General features: G+C 63.8%; 1 protein-coding gene. It reads left to right on the top strand.

Annotated features, from left to right (window positions below; all coding sequences use genetic code 11):
• Positions 1–514, top strand: a 514-nt coding sequence (locus tag AB4Y92_RS25355) for an ABC transporter permease (RefSeq protein ID WP_441822127.1), incomplete at its 5' end; no start/stop codon positions are given.
• Positions 515–561 lie beyond the last annotated feature (47 nt).

Below are 561 nucleotides of genomic sequence, written 5' to 3'. Positions count from 1 at the left end.
GCTTAGCATGCTGGTGCGCACCTACGCGCTGGAACTGGCCTTCGGCTCGGTCGGGGTTGTGCGTCCCCTGTTCCTGGCGCTCGGGATTTCGCCGACAAGCCGCTGGTACACCGAAACCCTGGTCGCGGCCGGCCTGCTGCATGCGGTCGTGCCGATGTGCACGCTGACCCTTCTGGGAACGATCCAGAATATCGATCCTCGTTTCTGCGATGCAGCGCAATCGCTGGGCGCCCCTGCCTGGAAGGCGCATCTCGGCATCACCGTTCCGCTGGCCCTCCCCGGGCTGGTCTCGGCATTCCTGATCGCCATGACCTTTTCGATCAGCGCCTTCGTCATTCCGATGGTGCTCGGCAAGGGCCGCGTATTGTTTCTCTCGAACACGATCTACACGCGCTTCAGCGATGTCGCGAACTATCCCAGCGGCGCCGCGGTCTCCATCGTGATGCTCGTCATCTCGCTGCTCGTGCTGTCTCTGGTTTCGCTGGTGCAACGTCGTAGGGGCTCGCGCTCATGACCGGTACCGCAAAGCGCCTTGGCGACCGGCTCCTCGGTGGCGCGATG

It is taken from the genome of Lysobacter sp. TAB13 (genome assembly GCF_052113885.1).
Lineage (GTDB): Bacteria > Pseudomonadota > Gammaproteobacteria > Xanthomonadales > Xanthomonadaceae > Lysobacter > Lysobacter gummosus.
Note: the sequence above shows the minus strand (reverse complement) of the source record. Positions and strands in the feature narration are given on the sequence as shown.